Source organism: Stutzerimonas balearica DSM 6083 (assembly GCF_000818015.1).
GTDB classification, from domain to species: Bacteria; Pseudomonadota; Gammaproteobacteria; order Pseudomonadales; family Pseudomonadaceae; genus Stutzerimonas; species Stutzerimonas balearica.
In genome coordinates this window covers 1,758,092-1,774,719 of record NZ_CP007511.1, presented here as the reverse complement: position 1 = coordinate 1,774,719, position 16,628 = coordinate 1,758,092, and the positions used below count along the sequence as shown (strand labels likewise).

The 16,628-nt window shown below is 58.6% G+C and carries 15 protein-coding genes; 2 read left to right on the top strand and 13 right to left on the bottom strand.

The window, feature by feature from the left end; all coding sequences use genetic code 11:
- Window positions 1-153 precede the first annotated feature (153 nt).
- The 7 genes from lpdA to sdhC form a co-directional block, all read right to left on the bottom strand.
- Window positions 154-1,590: a dihydrolipoyl dehydrogenase gene (gene lpdA / locus CL52_RS08170; RefSeq protein ID WP_043219730.1), complete on the bottom strand. Its 1,437-nt coding sequence runs from the start codon at window positions 1,588-1,590 to the stop codon at window positions 154-156.
- 98 nt (window positions 1,591-1,688) lie between these two features.
- Complete coding sequence (odhB, locus tag CL52_RS08165) at window positions 1,689-2,918, bottom strand: 2-oxoglutarate dehydrogenase complex dihydrolipoyllysine-residue succinyltransferase (protein WP_043219727.1); 1,230 nt, start codon at window positions 2,916-2,918, stop codon at window positions 1,689-1,691.
- 69 nt (window positions 2,919-2,987) lie between these two features.
- The gene (locus CL52_RS08160; protein ID WP_043219724.1) at window positions 2,988-5,816 is read right to left on the bottom strand and encodes a 2-oxoglutarate dehydrogenase E1 component; all 2,829 of its coding nucleotides are present in this window, start codon (window positions 5,814-5,816) and stop codon (window positions 2,988-2,990) included.
- A gap of 274 nt (window positions 5,817-6,090) precedes the next feature.
- The gene (locus CL52_RS08155) at window positions 6,091-6,795 is read right to left on the bottom strand and encodes a succinate dehydrogenase iron-sulfur subunit (RefSeq protein ID WP_041105327.1); all 705 of its coding nucleotides are present in this window, start codon (window positions 6,793-6,795) and stop codon (window positions 6,091-6,093) included.
- A 10-nt stretch (window positions 6,796-6,805) separates the two neighbouring features.
- Window positions 6,806-8,578, bottom strand: a complete 1,773-nt coding sequence (gene sdhA, locus CL52_RS08150; RefSeq protein WP_041105325.1) for a succinate dehydrogenase flavoprotein subunit — start codon at window positions 8,576-8,578, stop codon at window positions 6,806-6,808.
- A 3-nt stretch (window positions 8,579-8,581) separates the two neighbouring features.
- Window positions 8,582-8,950, bottom strand: a complete 369-nt coding sequence (sdhD, locus tag CL52_RS08145) for a succinate dehydrogenase, hydrophobic membrane anchor protein (RefSeq protein ID WP_043219721.1) — start codon at window positions 8,948-8,950, stop codon at window positions 8,582-8,584.
- A complete protein-coding gene (sdhC, locus tag CL52_RS08140) occupies window positions 8,944-9,318 on the bottom strand; it encodes a succinate dehydrogenase, cytochrome b556 subunit (RefSeq protein ID WP_041105322.1) in 375 nt (124 codons plus the stop codon). Before sdhC ends, sdhD begins: the two co-directional genes overlap by 7 nt.
- A 360-nt stretch (window positions 9,319-9,678) precedes the next feature.
- Here sdhC and gltA point away from each other — a divergent pair, with 360 nt between their 5' ends.
- A complete protein-coding gene (gene gltA, locus CL52_RS08135) occupies window positions 9,679-10,953 on the top strand; it encodes a citrate synthase (protein ID WP_041105321.1) in 1,275 nt (424 codons plus the stop codon).
- Window positions 10,954-11,015: 62 nt separating this feature from the next.
- On the opposite strand, the gene CL52_RS08130 is transcribed toward gltA, so the two are convergent.
- Window positions 11,016-11,585: an START domain-containing protein gene (locus CL52_RS08130; RefSeq protein ID WP_235366403.1), complete on the bottom strand. Its 570-nt coding sequence runs from the start codon at window positions 11,583-11,585 to the stop codon at window positions 11,016-11,018.
- Window positions 11,586-11,655: 70 nt separating this feature from the next.
- The gene (locus tag CL52_RS20605; protein WP_074519838.1) at window positions 11,656-11,907 is read right to left on the bottom strand and encodes a YkgJ family cysteine cluster protein; all 252 of its coding nucleotides are present in this window, start codon (window positions 11,905-11,907) and stop codon (window positions 11,656-11,658) included.
- 181 nt (window positions 11,908-12,088) lie between these two features.
- On the opposite strand from CL52_RS20605, the gene ppnP reads away from it, so the two are divergent.
- Window positions 12,089-12,370, top strand: coding sequence for a pyrimidine/purine nucleoside phosphorylase (ppnP, locus tag CL52_RS08125; protein ID WP_043219715.1), 282 nt, complete (start codon window positions 12,089-12,091; stop codon window positions 12,368-12,370).
- Window positions 12,371-12,452: 82 nt separating this feature from the next.
- Here the strand turns inward: ppnP and fliS are convergent, their stop codons facing one another.
- From fliS to CL52_RS08105, 4 genes are all read right to left on the bottom strand, one after another.
- Window positions 12,453-12,839 (bottom strand): flagellar export chaperone FliS, encoded by a 387-nt coding sequence (gene fliS, locus CL52_RS08120; RefSeq protein ID WP_043219712.1) that lies wholly within the window; start codon window positions 12,837-12,839, stop codon window positions 12,453-12,455.
- Between the two features lie 121 nt (window positions 12,840-12,960).
- Window positions 12,961-14,442, bottom strand: coding sequence for a flagellar filament capping protein FliD (fliD, locus tag CL52_RS08115; RefSeq protein ID WP_043219708.1), 1,482 nt, complete (start codon window positions 14,440-14,442; stop codon window positions 12,961-12,963).
- A gap of 66 nt (window positions 14,443-14,508) precedes the next feature.
- The gene (locus tag CL52_RS08110) at window positions 14,509-14,802 is read right to left on the bottom strand and encodes a flagellar protein FlaG (RefSeq protein ID WP_043219707.1); all 294 of its coding nucleotides are present in this window, start codon (window positions 14,800-14,802) and stop codon (window positions 14,509-14,511) included.
- Window positions 14,803-14,914: 112 nt separating this feature from the next.
- The gene (locus CL52_RS08105) at window positions 14,915-16,462 is read right to left on the bottom strand and encodes a flagellin (RefSeq protein ID WP_043219705.1); all 1,548 of its coding nucleotides are present in this window, start codon (window positions 16,460-16,462) and stop codon (window positions 14,915-14,917) included.
- Between the last annotated feature and the right edge of the window lie 166 nt (window positions 16,463-16,628).

Below are 16,628 nucleotides of genomic sequence, written 5' to 3'. Positions count from 1 at the left end.
TTTAAGCAGGGCGTTGCCCTGCCCCCTTCAAGTCCCTGAAAACTATCGCCGATACCTTTCAAGGACCTGATTGCTCATGAAAACATCCTACTTTAGTCAAAGAAAAGCCCGGCGTGTTCAGAACAGGCCGGGCTTTTGTACCACGCGATTCGCTTAGCGCTTCTTGCGATTCGCGATGTGAATGGCGTGGCCATTTACTGCCAGCGCAGCCTCATGCAAGGCCTCGGACATAGTCGGGTGCGAGAACACCATCATGCCGAGATCTTCGGCACTGGTGCCGAATTCCATGCCGATTGCACCTTGCTGTACCAGCTCCGCGGCAGCCGGCCCCATCACGTGGACACCCAGAACACGATCGGTCTTGGCATCGGCGATGACCTTGACCAGACCGGCGGTATCGTTGGCGGCCATGGCGCGACCACTGGCAGCGAACGGGAATACGCCGACGTTCACCTCGACGCCTTCGGCCTTCAGCGCCTGCTCGGACTTGCCGACCCATGCGATTTCCGGGTGCGTGTAGATCACCGACGGGATCAGCTCGTAGTTCATCTGAGTCTTGTGACCGGCAATGCGCTCGGCAACCATCACGCCCTCTTCGGAGGCCTTGTGCGCAAGCATGGCGCCACGCACCACGTCGCCGATAGCGTATACACCCGGCACATTGGTCGCGCATTGATCGTCGACATAGATGAAGCCGCGCTCGTCGAGCGTAACTTCCGAGTCGGCAGCCAGCAGATCGGCAGTCACCGGACGACGGCCGACCGCAACGATCAGCTTGTCGAAGGTCTGCTGCTGCTCGCCTTCGGCGTTGGTGTAGCTGACGGTGACCTGGTCGCCCTTGATCTCGGTGCCGGTAACGCGCGCGCCGAGCAGAATGTTCAGACCCTGCTTGGACAGTACCTTGAAGGCTTCCTTGGCGATCTGCTCATCAGCCGCCGGCAGGAACTTGTCCATTGCTTCGATGACGGTGACTTCGGCACCCAGACGGGCCCAGACCGAACCGAGTTCGAGGCCGATGACGCCCGCACCGATCACACCGAGCTTGCCGGGAACAGTTTGGAAGTCCAGGGCGCCGGTAGAGTCGACGATGATCTTCTGATCCACCGGTGCCGGCGGAATGTTCACCGGGGTCGAACCCGAGGCGAGGATGACATTCTCGGCCGCCAGCGTTTGCACGCTGCCGTCGGTACCCGTGACTTCGACCTGCTTGCCGGCCAGCAGCTTGCCGTGGCCTTCGAAGACGGTCACGCCGTTGGCCTTCATCAGCGCCGAAACGCCGCCGGTCAGGTTCTTAACGATCTGGTCCTTGCGCGCGACCATGGTCGGCACGTCCATCTTGACCTCGCCGGTCGAGATGCCGTGAACATCGAAACTGGCATGCGCCTCGTGATACTTGTAGGAGCTATCCAGCAGTGCCTTGGACGGGATGCACCCAACGTTCAGACAGGTCCCGCCGAGCGCGAGCTTGCCGTCCTTGCCCTTGTACTTTTCGATGCAGGCAGTCTTCAGGCCCAGCTGCGCGGCGCGGATAGCGGCGACATAGCCACCTGGGCCCGCACCGATGACGATGACGTCGAATTTCTCGCTCATTACCAATCCTCTTTCCTAAGCGGCAAACGAAAAGCCACGAGCCGCAAGCGGTGCCGGGTATATCACCAGCTGACCGCCCACCGCCCGTGGCTGCCTTGTCAGATGTCCAGCAGCAGGCGAGCCGGATCTTCCAGCAGGTCCTTCATGGTGACCAGGAAGGTTACCGCCTCTTTGCCGTCGATCAAACGGTGATCATAGGACAGCGCCAGGTACATCATCGGCAGGATGACCACCTGACCATTGACCGCCATCGGGCGCTCCTGAATCTTGTGCATGCCGAGAATAGCGGTCTGCGGCGGGTTGACGATCGGCGTCGACAGCAGCGAACCAAACACACCGCCATTGGAGATGGTGAAGGTACCGCCGGTCATTTCCTCGATCGTCAGCTTGCCGGCCTTGGCCTTCTTGCCGAATTCGGCAATGCCGCCTTCGACTTCGGCGAGGCTCATGTGTTCGGCGTTACGCAGCACCGGAACGACCAGGCCGCGATCACTGGAGACGGCCACGCCGATGTCCTGGTAACCGTGATAGACGATGTCGTTGCCGTCGATGGACGCATTGACGCCAGGCTGACGCTTCAGCGCTTCGACCGCGGCCTTGACGAAGAAAGACATGAAGCCCAGGCGTACGCCGTTGTGCTTCTTCTCGAACAGGTCCTTGTACTTGGAGCGCAGCTCCATGATCGGCTTCATGTTGACCTCGTTGAAAGTGGTCAGCATGGCCATGGAGGACTGCGCTTCGACGAGGCGCTCGGCAACCTTGGCGCGCAGGCGAGTCATCGGGACGCGCTTCTCGACGCGATCGCCCGCGGCAAAGATCGGTGCGGCGGCAGCCGGTGCGGCCGGCTTGGCAGCTGCAGCAGGTGCAGACTTCTTCGCCTCGATGGCGGCAACGACGTCTTCCTTCGTTACGCGGCCGTCTTTGCCGGTGCCGCGGATGCTGTTCGGATCGATGCCGTTCTCTTCGGCCAGCTTGCGCGCGGCCGGAGCGAGGATCTGCTCCTCGGCGGAAGCGGCAGGCGCGGACTCGGCAGCCGCTTGCGGAGCAGCAGCCGCAGCCGGAGCCGAGGCAGGCGCGGCAGCAGCGGAGGCACCCGCCTCGAGCTTGCCGAGCAGCTCGCCGCTGAGCACGGTGTCGCCTTCGTTCTTGACGATCTCGGTAAGCACGCCGTCAGCCTCGGCAAGCACTTCCATGACCACCTTGTCTGTCTCGATGTCGACGATCAGCTCATCACGCTTGACGGCCTCGCCAGGCTTCTTGTGCCAGGTCGCGACGGTACCGTCGGCAACGGATTCCGGGAATGTAGGGGCTTTGATCTCGATAGCCATTATCGGGGGTCCTATTGATTCGTTGTCTACGTCGAGGCCGCGCATCGCGCGGCCTCTTGCAGCTGGGTTTTAAACGGTGAACGCGTCCTGCAGCAGCTTCTCTTGCTGCTCGGCGTGCATGGAGGCATAACCGACCGCGGGGGCCGCAGACGCTTCGCGCCCTGCGTACTGAAGGAACAGGTCCTTGTTGTGCGCGGTGGCGACACGCCGCATATGGTGCTGGCTGCAATACCAGGCGCCCTGGTTCATCGGCTCTTCCTGACACCAGACGATGTGCTTGAGGTTCTGGTACGGCGCCAGGACTTCGGCCAGGTCGTCTTCCGGGAACGGGTACAGCTGCTCGATCCGGATGATCGCGATATCCTCGCGGCCTTCGTTGCGACGCTTTTCCAACAGGTCGTAATACACCTTGCCGCTACACAGCACCACACGCTCGACCTTCGCGGCGTCGATCGGATCGATCTCCGGCAGCACGGTCTGGAACGAGCCCTGAGTCAGCTCCTCCAGCGTCGAGATAGCCAGCTTGTGGCGCAGCAGCGACTTCGGCGTCAGCGCAACCAGCGGCTTGCGCAGCGGGCGAATCGCCTGACGACGCAGCATGTGGTAGACCTGCGCCGGCGTCGAAGGCACACAAACCTGGATGTTGTGCTCGGCGCACAGCTGCAGGTAGCGCTCCAGACGCGCGGAGGAGTGCTCAGGCCCCTGACCTTCGTAGCCATGCGGCAACAGCATCGTCAGGCCGCAGAGGCGCCCCCACTTCGCTTCACCACTGCTGATGAACTGGTCGATCACCACCTGGGCACCGTTGGCGAAGTCGCCGAACTGCGCTTCCCACACCACCAGCGCGTTGGGCGTGGTCGTGGCGTAGCCGTATTCGAACGCCAGTACGGCTTCTTCCGAAAGGAACGAGTCGTACAGCGTGAAGTTCGGCTGCTCCTGGTACAGGTGCTGCAGCGGAATGAAGGTCGAGCCATCCTTCTGGTTGTGCAGCGCGGCATGGCGGTGCGAGAAGGTGCCACGACCGACGTCCTGGCCGGTGATACGTACTGGATGGCCTTCGAACAGCAGCGTTGCGTAAGCCATGGTTTCGGCGAAACCCCAGTTGATCGGCATCGCCCCTGCCGCCATCTTGGTCCGGTCCTCGAGAATCTTCGAGACCTGACGCTGAACGACGAAGCCTTCCGGAACTTGCAACAGCTTGTTGGCGAGCTCCTGCAGGGTCTTCAGATCGAAGCTGGTGTCGTGCCGCGCGGTCCAGGCGTGCCCCAGGTACGGCCGCCAGTCGACGAACAGCTCCGGGTTCGGCTCCTTGACCAGGCTCTTGACCACGTGCAGACCGTTGTCCAGCGCCTGACGGTACTCGTCTACGCGGGCCTGAACTTCCTCGCTGCTGAGAACGCCTGCACTGATCAGCGCATCCGCGTAGTGCTCGCGAGTCGTGCGCTGCTTGGCGATCTTCTGGTACATCAGCGGCTGGGTACCGCTCGGCTCGTCGGCCTCGTTGTGGCCGCGGCGGCGATAGCAAACCAGGTCGATGACGATGTCCCGCTTGAACTGCATGCGGTAGTCAACGGCCAGCTGACTGACGAACAATACGGCTTCCGGATCATCGGCATTCACGTGGAAGATCGGCGCCTGGATCATTTTCGCCACGTCGGTCGCGTATTCCGTCGAACGAGCGTCTTCCTGCTTGCTGGTCGTGAAGCCGACCTGGTTGTTGACGACCAGACGAATCGTGCCGCCAGTTTTGAAGGCGCGAGTCTGAGACATCTGGAACGTCTCCATGACCACGCCCTGACCAGCGAAAGCGGCATCACCGTGGATAGTGATTGGCAGCACCTTGTCGCCGACCGGATCGTAACGCCGATCCTGACGTGCGCGCACCGAACCCTCGACCACCGGAGAAACGATCTCCAGGTGAGACGGGTTGAACGCCATCGCGAGGTGAATTTCACCGCCCGGGGTCATCACGTTGGAGGAAAAGCCCTGGTGGTACTTAACGTCACCGGAACTCAGGCCTTCGACCTTCTTGCCCTCGAACTCGTCGAACAAGTCGCGCGGATTCTTGCCGAGCGTGTTCACCAGGACGTTCAGACGGCCACGGTGAGCCATCCCGATGACGACTTCCTTCACGCCGTAGGATCCCGAGCGCTGAATCAGCTCGTCGAGCAGCGGAATGAGGCTCTCGCCACCTTCCAGACCAAAGCGTTTGGTGCCCGGATATTTGGTACCGAGGTACTTTTCCAGACCTTCTGCAGCGGTCAGGCGCTCGAGCAGATGGCTCTTGATCTCAGCGGAGAACTGCGGCCGGCCGCGCACGCTCTCGAAGCGCTGGATGAACCAGTTGCGCTGTTCAGAATCGACGATATGGGCAAACTCAGCGCCGATAGTGCGGCAATATGTCTCTTGAAGCGCCTCGACGATTTCGCGCAGAGTTGCCTGATCCTTGCCGATCGCCAGGTCACCCGTACGAAAAACGGTATCGAGATCGCCGTCGGTCAAGCCATAGTTGTTGATCGACAGGTCGGCCGGAACGGGACGCTGCTGCAGACTGAGCGGGTCCAACTGAGCAGCTTGGTGGCCACGCAGGCGATAAGCCTGAATCAAGCGCACGACTTCCACCTGCTTCTTCTCGTGCTCACTGCTGACGGCGCCAGCAGACACCGGCTGTGCGCGGCGCTGGTTCTTCGCCAACAGCACGAAATGATCGCGAACAGTCGAATGCGACACGTCCGCTGCGCCGGTGCTGGAAGGCAGCTTCTGGAAATAGTTGCGCCATTCTTCAGGCACAGCGTTGGGGTCGTGCAGATAGAGCTCGTATAGCTCTTCCACATAGGCAGCGTTACCACCGGATAGGTGTGCGCTGTCCCACATGCGCTGCATTACGCTTTCTTGCATGTCTGGTCACCTTCGATAAGGAGACACCACCAGCGTGGAGACCGCAGCATGACTTCCCAAGTTCTGAAGCAGCGACTCAGGTAAAGCCACTACGGACCGCGCAGATAGTTCCGGATATTCCGGATGCTCCTGCTGGTCATCAAATTTTCAGAGTGTGACCCCGGCTTTGTGAGCTGGGATCCCTACTAAAACCACGGCGCCTAAGCTGGCGCCGTGGGTACTACGGGTAACGCACGGGCCGGACCAGCATCCACACCGATCCAACCCTGCCACCTCAGGTGGCGCTTTGCAGCAACATGTTGCGCACGTGGCCGATGGCCTTCGTCGGGTTCAACCCTTTCGGGCAAACACTTACGCAGTTCATGATGCCGCGGCAGCGGAACACACTGAACGGGTCATCCAATGCCGCCAGACGGTTTTCCGTCTCGGTGTCGCGGCTGTCGGCCAGGAAACGGTAGGCCTGCAGCAGCGCGGCGGGACCAAGGAACTTGTCAGGGTTCCACCAGAAGGACGGGCAACTGGTCGAGCAGCAAGCGCACAGGATGCACTCGTACAGACCGTCCAGCTTCTCGCGCTCTTCCGGGCTTTGCAGACGTTCGATGGCCGGAGCCGGCGTATCGTTCATCAGGTACGGGCGAACTTTCTCGTACTGCTTGTAGAAGATGCCCATATCGACCACCAAGTCACGAATGACCGGCAAACCAGGCAACGGACGGATAACCAGCTTGTTGCCCTTGACCACGGCGGACAAGGGCGTGATGCAGGCCAGGCCATTCTTACCGTTGATGTTCATACCGTCGGAGCCGCAGACGCCTTCGCGGCAGGAGCGACGATACGAGAAACCCTGGTCCTGTTCCTTGATCAGAGCCAGGACATCGAGAACCATCAGGTCTTTCCCGTCGGTGTTGACCTGGAAGTCCTGCATGAAGGGCTTCTCGTCCTGCTCCGGGTTGTAGCGATAAACACTCACTTGCAACATATCGGTGACCTCAGTAAGTCCGGACCTTCGGCTCGAATGCCGGAACGGTCTTCGGAGCGAAGTTCACGGCACGCTTGCCTACCCGCTTCTCGCCGGGGAAGTACAGGGTGTGGCACAGCCAGTTCTCGTCATCACGCTCTTCGAAATCTTCACGGGCATGGGCGCCGCGGGACTCCTTGCGCGCCTCAGCCGCAACGGCAGTCGCCTCGGCCACTTCGAGCAGGTTCTGGAGCTCGAGCGCTTCGATACGCGCGGTATTGAACGCCTGGCTCTTGTCGGCGATCTTGACGTTGGCAATGCGCTGACGCAGATCCGACAGCTGAGCGATACCCTTCTGCATGTACTCGCCGGTACGGAACACGCCGAAGTAGTTCTGCATGCAGTTCTGCAGCTCTTTGCGCAGCGGCGCAACGTCTTCGCCAGTGGTCCGCTCGTTCACGCCTGCAAGACGAGCCAGGGCCACGTCGAGGTCGGTTTCGCTCGCACCGCGGTGCTCGATACCTTCCTTCAGCGCCTTCTCCAGGTGCAGACCGGCAGCACGACCGAACACCACGAGGTCGAGCAGCGAGTTGCCACCCAGACGGTTGGCGCCATGTACGGATACGCAGGCCACTTCGCCCACCGCGAACAGACCGTCGATGATCTTGTCGTTGCCGTTGGCGTCCTGAGTAATCGCCTGGCCATGGATGTTGGTGGCGATACCACCCATCATGTAGTGGCAGGTCGGAACAACCGGCACCGGTGCAACGACCGGATCAACGTGAGCAAAGGTCTTCGACAGCTCACAGATACCTGGCAGGCGGCTATGCAGCACTTCCTCGCCCAGGTGATCCAGCTTCAGCATCACGTGGTCGCCATCCGGGCCACAGCCGTTACCCGCCAGGATTTCCTTGACCATCGAGCGTGCCACGACGTCGCGACCAGCCAGGTCCTTCGCGTTCGGCGCGTAACGCTCCATGAAGCGCTCGCCGTGCTTGTTGATCAGGTAACCACCTTCACCGCGGCAACCTTCGGTTACCAGCACACCGGCACCAGCGATACCGGTCGGGTGGAACTGCCACATCTCGATGTCCTGCACCGGTACGCCGGCGCGCAGCGCCATGCCGACACCGTCACCGGTGTTGATCAGGGCGTTGGTGGTCGATGCGTAGATACGGCCGGCACCGCCGGTGGCCAGAACCGTGGCCTTGGAGCGAATGTAGACGGTTTCGCCATTCTCGATGCAGATGGCGATGACACCGACCACTGCGCCATCCTGGTTTTTCACCAGGTCGACTGCATACCACTCGTTGAGGAAGGTGGTGTCGTTTTTCAGGTTGCCCTGATAAAGGGTGTGCAGCAGCGCGTGGCCGGTACGGTCGGCAGCGGCACAGGTACGGGCAGCCTGGCCACCCTTGCCGTAGTCCTTGGACTGACCGCCGAACGGACGCTGGTAGATGCGACCGGTTTCGGTACGGGAGAACGGCAGGCCCATGTGCTCGAGTTCGAACACGGCTTCCGGGCCGACCGAGCACATGTATTCGATCGCGTCCTGGTCACCGATATAGTCGGAGCCCTTGACGGTATCGTACATGTGCCAACGCCAGTCATCGTTCGGGTCGGCAGAGGCGATCGCACAGGTGATGCCACCCTGAGCAGACACGGTGTGCGAACGGGTCGGGAAGACCTTGGTAACCACGGCGGTCTTATGCCCCGACTGGGAGAGCTGCAGCGCAGCGCGCATACCGGCGCCACCACCGCCAACGATGATGGCATCGAAGGAAAGCGTACGAATGTTAGCCATGAATCAGATACCCCACAGAATCTGTACGCCCCAGACGAAGAAGGTGAACATGGCAATGCCACACACCGCCTGGAACAGGAAACGCACGCCGGTAGCCCACTTACCGATCGCCATGTTGGTCAGGTAGTCAGTGGAAATCGTCCACATACCGACCCATGCATGCACGCTAAGCGAAACCAGCGCCAGCAGACTGAAGATGCGCATCCAGTTGGCCGAAAAAAGCTCGCGCCACTGAGCGAATTCCAACCCTGGGTTGGCAATCAGGTATCCGAGAAGAAACAGGAAATAAGCCGCCAGCACGACTGCCGACACACGCTGCGCCATCCAGTCATACAGACCTGAACGCGAGAAGTTGGTGACGTTGGTTACCATATCCACACTCCCGCCAAAACGATCAGTACCGCAGAAACGATGATGACGATCTTCGAGCCCAGCTTGCCGCCCTCGAGCGTCTCACCGTGACCCGTATCCATCACCAGGTGGCGAATGCCAGCGACCAAGTGATAGAGAAGCGCCGAAAGCAGCGCCCAGACAATCAGCTTGGCCAATGGGCTGCTCAGGTAGCCTCGCACCTCATCGAAGCCTTCTGGCGAAGACAGCGATGCATCGAGCGCGAACAGCATGAGCGCGATACCGATGAACAGGATGACACCGGATACACGGTGGAGAATCGACGTGTAAGCAGTGATTGGGAGTTTTATTGTCCTAAGATCTAGGTTTACAGGTCGTTGGCTTTTCACGGCTTCTTTTCACACTTGAGAGCCCCAGAGCGCAGGGCAAAGTTGTTGGGAAGAGTACGCAGCAGTACCCGCTACCCACGAGTGACAACCTACAGATTTCCGCCTGTAAGGCCCCTGCCGGTCGGTGCCGGAGTATAAACAGTTAGGTCACTAAGCACAATGTGGTGAAGTGCCACTAAAGGCTGATGGCGACCCCTATATAAATGCCGTAAACAGTCAGCCCAGCGCTGCACAGACACCCCCGAACCCCCTCTGCAGCGAGGCTCTGCGCAAATTGACTTTGCGATTTATCACACTATAGTGATGCGGGCCCTGCGTGGGGGGCCATGATGATTCCAAGCACAAAACAGGAGGCCATGCATGGCTGACAAGAAAGCGCAGTTGATCATCGAGGGCGCCGCCCCCGTCGAACTGCCCGTTTATTCCGGTACCGTAGGGCCTGACGTTATAGATGTACGAAGCCTGGGGACCTCCACGGGTCACTTCACCTTCGATCCGGGCTTCATGTCCACCGCCTCTTGCGAATCCAAGATCACCTACATCGACGGTGACCAGGGCATCCTGCTGCATCGTGGCTATCCGATCGAGCAGCTGGCCGAGAAATCCGACTACCTGGAAACCTGCTACCTGCTGCTCAATGGCGAGCTGCCCACCGTCGAGCAGAAAGCCAAGTTCGTCGACACCATCAAGAACCACACCATCGTTCACGAGCAGCTAAAGACGTTCCTCAACGGCTTCCGCCGCGATGCTCATCCGATGGCTGTCATGTGCGGCATCGTGGGTGCACTTTCCGCCTTCTACCACGACTCGCTGGATATCAATAATCCGCAGCATCGTGAAATCTCCGCGCATCGACTGATCGCGAAGATGCCGACCATCGCCGCGATGGTCTACAAGTACTCCATGGGTCAGCCGCTGATGTATCCGCGCAACGACCTGAACTATGCAGAAAACTTCCTGCACATGATGTTCAACACCCCGGCCGAGGTTAAGCCGATCAGCCCGGTGTTGGCCAAGGCGATGGATCGGATCTTCATCCTCCACGCTGACCATGAGCAGAATGCATCTACTTCGACTGTCCGCCTGGCGGGCTCGACCGGCGCCAACCCGTTCGCCTGTATCGCCGCCGGCATCGCCGCGCTGTGGGGCCCGGCTCACGGCGGCGCCAACGAAGCCGTACTCACCATGCTGGACGAGATCGGCGACGTGTCCAACATCGAGAAGTTCCTGGCCAAGGCCAAGGACAAGAACGATCCGTTCAAGCTGATGGGCTTCGGTCACCGCGTGTACAAGAACTTCGACCCGCGCGCCAAGGTCATGAAGCAGACCTGCGATGAGGTTCTGGGCGAGCTGGGCATCAACGATCCGCAGCTCGAACTCGCGATGAAGCTGGAAGAGATCGCCCTGAGCGACCCCTACTTCGCCGAGCGCAACCTGTACCCGAACGTGGACTTCTACTCGGGCATCATCCTCAAGGCCATCGGCATTCCTACCAGCATGTTCACGGTCATCTTCGCGATGTCGCGGACTGTCGGCTGGATTTCCCACTGGAAGGAAATGATCGCTTCGGGCCAGAAGATTGGCCGCCCGCGTCAGCTCTACACCGGCCCCGCCAAGCGCGATCTGCCGCGCTAAAACAGGCTGGTTTAAGAAAGAAGGCTGCCTAGGGCAGCCTTCTTTTTCTCCTACGGGCACACTCAACGCTTTTCGGCGCGCTCGCGCAGGTTACGCAAGGTGTTCAAAGGCGCCTCGACCACGAACTTGTTGGCCAGCCAGGACGGCACGCTACCACCCGGCTCGGTGTGCACCTGATAGACCACCTCGACTTCACCGCCGGGTTGCGGATTCATCTCCCAGAAGCCCTCCACTTCGCTCACACGAACATAGCCATCCTCTTCCGGAAGGTACTGGGGAAGCCCCTTCAGATCACGGCGCAGCCCGCCGTTCTTGAGCTTGCTTTCCGTTACCTGAACCACGGAGTCACGCGGAGTGACTGGCCAGGGGGTATTGAAACGGGTATAGGTTACCGCTGTGCTTCCCTCCTGTTTGAGCAGCTTCTGCTCCTTGCACTCGTGGATCCACGCACAGGCGCCGCCGACGTCTTCCTGGAGCTTCTTGAGTGTTGCGACATCCGTATCCATCATCGCGACGCCGCGATAAGCCTTGTACTTCGAACCCGGGACCGTCTGCAAATAGACCTTGACGCCATCCTCCTCCTTGGCCAGCTCCCAGCCTTCGGCGGCCTGCACGGAAAGCAGCGGCAACATCAGCAAGGCACCCACAACGCAACCTTTCAAATTCATGCTTCACCTTTTTGTTGTATGCGAATCGGACCGGTCAGGCCGTGGCTTGTTCAAGCCAACCAAGAATCCGCACAGCATCTTCGCGGTCCTGACCGCAAATTGCCGGCTCGGCCTGGAAAGCCGAGCACACCGCCGGCCTTTCAGCATCGCCGAAAATCAGGCAGCGGAACTGCGCCGAAAGCTGAGCACAGCGCACCCCTGCGGGTTTGCCTTGTGGCATGCCAGGTATAGGCGAACTGATGGAAGGAGCGATGCAACATGCCCCGCATCCGGAACGACACTCCATTGACTACTCCTGACCGAATCACGAACGAAATATTAGTTTGCGGTCACGCCGAACGCACCCCTCGCTGACATTTCGTTACGCGACGCCCTTTTCTACCGAGATCGAACCGCCTGGCCAGGTGACGACGTTCGGACGCTTGGGCATACTGGCCACCCATTTTTAACTCATGCAAGGTATCAGCATGTTCAAGGTTAACGAGTACTTCGATGGCACCGTCAAATCCATCGCGTTCGATATGGTCGAAGGCCCTGCCACGGTTGGCGTAATGGCACCAGGTGAGTACGAATTCGGTACGAGCCAACTGGAAGTCATGCACGTTATTGCCGGCAGCCTGGATGTGAAGCTGCCCGATGCCGAGGATTATCGGACATTTGCTGCTGGAACTCAGTTTACAGTTCCCGCCAATAGCAAGTTCCAGCTAAAGGTCGCCGTAGATACTGCGTATCTCTGCGAGTATCGCTAACACCCAGTTATTGGCCGACAGATTAGCGAGCGAACAAAAAAAGCGCTGGCAATGCCAGCGCTTTTTGCAATCCCGAGCCAACTTAGGCGTTGGGCCCGATGGCGTCCCAACCGTTCTTGACCTCTGACAGCAACGATGCCACTTCGTCGAGCTTGCCAACGTCATTATGGCGACTGGCCTCGAACAGGCGCATCGTCATATATTCGTAAAGACGTTCGAGATTCTCAGCCAGCTCACCCCCGGCCTCCTTGTCCAGCACGTCACGCAACCCGCCAACGATGTTGATTGCCTTACCAATCAGCACACCTTTCTCCGCATACGCTTGGCGCAGCATCGCGCCACGAGCCTGGGCAATTCGGTCGAGCCCGCCCTGCATCAGCATCTGGATCAGACGATGCGGGTCGGCCTCGGTAACCTGCGCTTTTACGCCGACCTGCTGATATTGCCGCATTGCTGCCATAGCATTCATTGGAAGAAACCCTCATCACATCAATCGCATGATCTGTTTATCGGTCAGGGCGCGCCAGACTTGAACATCGAACAGAAATAAAAAACCGCCCGAAGGCGGTTTTTTATTTCTGTTGAAGCCGTCATTTTTTCGAATTGCTCGCGGCCCAAGGCAGATTTTCCAACGAAGCCAGAAGGCTGTTGGAAGTATTGGTTAACTGGCCGACCAGGGTGTCCATGGCGTTGAACTGCTTGTACAACCGCTCCTGTAGCGAAGCGATGCGGCGCGTCAGGTCTTCCTTCTGGTCATCGATCTTGGAGATCGTCTCGGTCATAGCCTTGTTGCGCTGCTCGAGAATCCCCCCGGTTTCGGTGTAAGGCTTGAGCTTGTTATCCAGTCGTGTGGCAAGCCCCTGCTCTCCAGTAAACAGCGCCGGCAGTTCCGCGAAGTTGTTAGCCATCGCCTTGTCCAGCTTGGTGCTATCGATGGCCAGCGTACCGTCCTTCTGTGTGGTGATGCCGATGTCCGTCAGCGCGCGTATGGCGCCATCACTCTGCACATTAACCAGCTCGTTGCGAATCGTGTTAAGCAAGGTGCGCGCTGTGGCATCGCCAACCAAGGCCCCCGTTAGCGGCGCCTTGTCATCACCAACCGCTGTGACCTTCGTCTGCGCATTGATCACACCGATCAGCTTGTTGTAGCTGTCGACAAAGGACTGAATCTGCTTTTTGACCCCAACCTTGTCTTCCGCCACTGTGATGGTCAAGGGCTCGTTGGCGGCCGTTTTGGCCTTGAGGTCGAGCGTGACGCCCTCGATAGCGCTGTCTACTTTGTTTGTCTTACTGGTGATCAACAGACCATCAACAGAAATCTGCGCGCTTTGCGCCTTGGAAAGGGTCATGGGGCCTTCCCGGTATAGGGCCATTGCCGACTCATATCCTTGCGGATCGTTTTCAAAATCGCTCAGCTTTGGTTCGACGATCGAGCCATCAAATTTCAAAGCTTCAAGCGAGAGGCTTCCCATCCCGGCATTCGTTGTTTTGCCTTCGACCGTTATATCTTCACCTGTCCCGGTACTGGCACTGCTGAGCACCAGTCGCGCACCCGCATCATCTGTAACGATGGTGGCAGTGAGCCCAACTTCCTTGCCACTCGCATTGACTGCATCGCGGATGCCCACCAGCGTGTTATTGGCGTCGTCCACGGTGACCGAAAGGCTCTCGTCGCCCACCTTGAACGTCAGCGTGCCACCGCCAAAGGTAGCGGGCGCCTCGGCAGTATTGGTGAACGGCTGCAATGCCACCTTGCTGCTACTCGCCAGGGACTTGACCTCCAGCTGATAGCTGCCAGCTCCCGCAGTAGTTGCCGCCGTAACACCTACCAGATCGGACTTACTGGACGTAGCCGAGCGCGCCTGGAACAGGTTTGGCTTGTTCAAAGCACCCAGCGCGGCCTGGAAGTCACTTATTGCGCCTTTAAGGGCGCCAATCGCTGTGATTTGCGTGGTGGTCTTTTTCTCGAGGGTTGCAAGCTGGCTTTCCTTCGGAGCACGCTCAGCAGCGACCATACTCGCAACGATACTGTCGATATCGATTCCGGAACCGATGCCTGTTACGCCCGCCATAGCTTCACCTCGTCAAATAAACCACACGTCCGTATCTCGATCAGCAACCAAACAAGAAACGTGCCGCTAAGCCTTAGCCTCGAACAATAGGCTGCGCATTTCATCCAGGCGCTCGGCCAAGCGCAGAATATCCTCCGACGGAATCTGCCGCACTACCTTGCCCGAGTCACCATCCAGCACCTGCACCACTACTTGACCGGTGGAGTCATCCACACTGAAGTTCAAATCGCGCTGCAAAGTCTGCACCTGCGTGCGAATTCGCTCTACTGCTTCGTTTACATCTACGTTCTGTGGCGCCTTGCCAAAACCACCTTCACCCTGCAACAACGAAAACCCAGCCTCCTGACGGGGGCTGGGCATCGCAGTGCTCGAGGAGGTTGACGCGAGGGGTGCCGCTACTCTTGCGACGTCCATGACTCACCTCTCAATGAATCGATGGGGTGGCGCGCCACCCCATCCATTGCGCCTGGGCTTACTGCAGGAGGCTGAGAACGGCCTGCGGCAGCTGCTTGGCCTGGGCCAGGATCGCAGTACCAGCCTGTTGCAGAATCTGGTTCTTGCTCAGATTCGCGGTTTCGGCGGCAAAGTCGGTATCCTGAATACGGCCACGGGCTGCAGAAACGTTTTCGCTGATGTTTTGCAGATTTGAAATAGTGTTTTCGAAGCGATTCTGTACCGCACCCATATTTGCTCGGGTGTCATCAATCGAAGCCAGCGCTGCGTCGATAACATCAATAGCAGACTGCGCGCCATCTACTGTCGAGATATCAATCGTAGAGACCCGCTTTCCAGAGTCAGTCAGCGTCCCAACGACTTCGGTGGTCCCCAAAGTACCCAATCCATTATTAGCGTTAACGCTGCTTTTTACACTTACAGCACCAGCTGTCGCCGTAAATGATACGTGCCCCGTTACCACGCCAGCCTCATCACCAGCAGTAATCAAATCTTGAGCCGCGCCAGTGCCGGTCAACACACCAGCCGCATCCGATTGCATCGAATCCAGGGTTACTGCTGCTACCCCTGTTTGGCCAGCAAGCTCAACTGAAATATTTTTACCTGTACTGTCAGTGATATTAAGTTTTGTAGGATCAGTTCCATCGATAGAAACCTGCAAATCAGACAATCTAGATTCAGACTGAATGGCTTTTTGTAGCGCTTCAGCTTGCTCCGCGCCGGTCATACCATCAGCATTGCCGATATTGGACAACGTTATGCCGTTAATTTTGAAGCTCATCGAGACTTCAACGTCGTCAGCTGGATCGGCTCCGTCTGTACCTCCCGCAATATCTGCGAATCCAACTTGAGCTACAGTAGTCGCTTTGGCTGTTACACCGTCTACCTCAGCATTGACTGCATCAGCAACATCACGGGCGCTTGCGCCAGCTGTTAAGGATACCGTGCTCTCGCGATTATCGACTTTGAATGTAAGATCTTGCGTAGCGATTCCGCCAGTGCTGCCACTCGCGACATTACTAGAGTCCAGTCCAGCAAACGAAAGAGCGTTAACCCTACCAAGATCCTCAGCCCGCGCTGACCCAATGCTGAAACCAATGGTTTCATTCGCATTTGACCCCACTTGGAACTGAACCCCGCTAAAGGTTCCGTTAAGCAACTTGCGGCCGCCGAATACGGTAGTTTCAGCAATCCGATCCATTTCTTGTTGCAATTGCGCAACTTCTTTCTGCAGGGCTCCACGATCAGCACTATCGTTGGAACCGTTGGCTGCTTGAAGCGAGAGATCCCGCATCCGCTGAAGGATGTTCGTGCTTTGCTGCATCGCACCTTCGGCAGTCTGAGCCATGGAGATGCCATCGTTAGCGTTCTTAACCGCCACACCCAAGCCGCTTATTTGGCTAGTCAGGCGGTTGGCGATTTGCAGACCCGCAGCATCATCCTTCGCACTATTGATACGACTACCGGTAGACAAGCGTTGCATGGAGGTCTGCAACGCATTGGACGAGTTGCTGAGATTACGCTGGGTGTTCAGCGAAGCAATGTTGGTATTGACAGTAAGAGCCATGGTGTTTGCCTCCAAGGGCGCTAGTTACTTTGGTTGCCTGAGCTTGCGACTCCGGGCCGGCTTGTGCCCAGGCACCCATCGAGTTCGCATTCTTTCCTTTTATCGGCGCCGTTTGGGTTGGCTTTAGGGCAGGTTCGAATTTTTTCGTGGGCCCGGTACCGCACCA